At 68.1% G+C, this 1,789-nt stretch carries 1 protein-coding gene and 2 rRNA genes; 2 read left to right on the plus strand and 1 reads right to left on the minus strand.

Translation table 11 applies throughout. The features are described from left to right. Both GT045_RS03225 and rrf read left to right on the plus strand, forming a co-directional pair. Positions 1–255: ribosomal RNA gene (locus GT045_RS03225) — 23S ribosomal RNA — on the plus strand; the annotation flags it as partial. Between the two features lie 105 nt (positions 256–360). Then, a 5S ribosomal RNA gene (gene rrf, locus GT045_RS03230) occupies positions 361–477 on the plus strand. A 29-nt stretch (positions 478–506) separates the two neighbouring features. Here the strand turns inward: rrf and GT045_RS03235 are convergent. Further along, positions 507–1,789: hypothetical protein (locus GT045_RS03235; RefSeq protein ID WP_202527004.1), on the minus strand; the 1,283-nt coding region annotated here is incomplete at its 5' end.

The following is a 1,789-nucleotide window of genomic DNA, read 5'->3' on the forward strand; positions in this document are numbered from 1 at the left end:
CTGTCCCTAGTACGAGAGGACCGGGACGGACGAACCTCTGGTGTGCCAGTTGTTCTGCCAAGGGCATGGCTGGTTGGCTACGTTCGGGAGGGATAACCGCTGAAAGCATCTAAGCGGGAAGCCTGCTTCGAGATGAGTATTCCCACCTCCTTGAGAGGGTAAGGCTCCCAGTAGACGACTGGGTTGATAGGCCGGATCTGGAAGCCAGGTAACTGGTGGAGGTGACCGGTACTAATAGGCCGAGGGCTTGTCCTCAGTTGCTCGCGTCCACTGTGTATGTTCTGAGGCAACGAACAGTTGCCGGTTCAGAGTTGAACTCACAAAAGAAAAGTGTGCTTGTTCGCTCGAAACCATTAGGGTTTCGGTGGTCATAGCGTGAGGGAAACGCCCGGTTACATTCCGAACCCGGAAGCTAAGCCTCACAGCGCCGATGGTACTGCAGGGGGGACCCTGTGGGAGAGTAGGACGCCGCCGAACAATCTTTGGAGGACCCCTGGTCCCAGCGTTCAGCTGGGACCAGGGGTCCTTTTGTTTTTACAATGCTTGCGGTACCGAAGACAGGAGTCACCATGTCCACCAACTCTCCCGACGACCGACCGGAGCGCGACCAGCGGCGACGGGACAGTGGTGACCGCGGTGACCGCGGCGGCTACCGCGGGGACCGTGGTGGCTTCCGCCGCGACAACGACCGTAACGACCGCGGTGGTTCCGGCCGGCGCGACGACAACCGTGGCGGCGGCTTCGGTGACCGCGGGGACCGTGGTGGCTTCCGCAGGGATGACCGGCGTGACGACAACCGCGGTGGCGGCTACGGCCGTCGCGACGACCGGCGTGAGGGCGACCGTGGTTCGCGTCCGGCGTTCCAGCGTGACGACCGCGACCGTGGGCCCCGCCGTGACGACCGTGGCGGCGACCGTCCTCCCTTCCGCCGTGACGACCGACGGGATGACCGTGGCGGCGACCGCCCCCCCTTCCGCCGTGATGACCGCCGTGACGACCGTCGGGGCGATGACCGTGGTGGCTTCCGTCGTGATGACCGACGTGACGACAACCGTGGCGGCGGCTACGGCCGTCGTGACGACAACCGTGGCGGCGGCTTCGGTGACCGCGGGGACCGTGGTGGCTTCCGCAGGGATGACCGGCGTGACGACAACCGCGGTGGCGGCTACGGCCGTCGCGACGACCGGCGTGAGGGCGATCGCGGTTCGCGTCCGGCGTTCCAGCGTGACGACCGCGACCGTGGGCCCCGCCGTGACGACCGTGGCGGCGACCGTCCTCCCTTCCGCCGTGACGACCGACGGGATGACCGTGGCGGCGACCGCCCCCCCTTCCGCCGTGATGACCGCCGTGACGACCGTCGGGGCGATGACCGTGGTGGCTTCCGTCGTGATGACCGACGTGACGACAACCGTGGCGGCGGCTACGGCCGTCGTGACGACAACCGTGGCGGCGGCTTCGGTGACCGCGGGGACCGTGGTGGCTTCCGCAGGGATGACCGGCGTGACGACAACCGCGGTGGCGGCTACGGCCGTCGCGACGACCGGCGTGAGGGCGATCGCGGTTCGCGTCCGGCGTTCCAGCGTGACGACCGCGACCGTGGGCCCCGCCGTGACGACCGTGGCGGCGACCGTCCTCCCTTCCGCCGTGACGACCGTCGCGATGACCGGCGTGACGACCGGGGTGGCGACCGTCCTCCCTTCCGTCGTGACGACCGGCGTGACGACCGTGGTGGCGAGCGCCCTGCCTTCCGTCGCGATGACCGGCGTGACGACCGGGGTGGCGACCGTCC

The sequence above is a fragment of the Streptomyces sp. SID486 genome, from assembly GCF_009865385.1.
Lineage (GTDB): Bacteria > Actinomycetota > Actinomycetes > Streptomycetales > Streptomycetaceae > Streptomyces.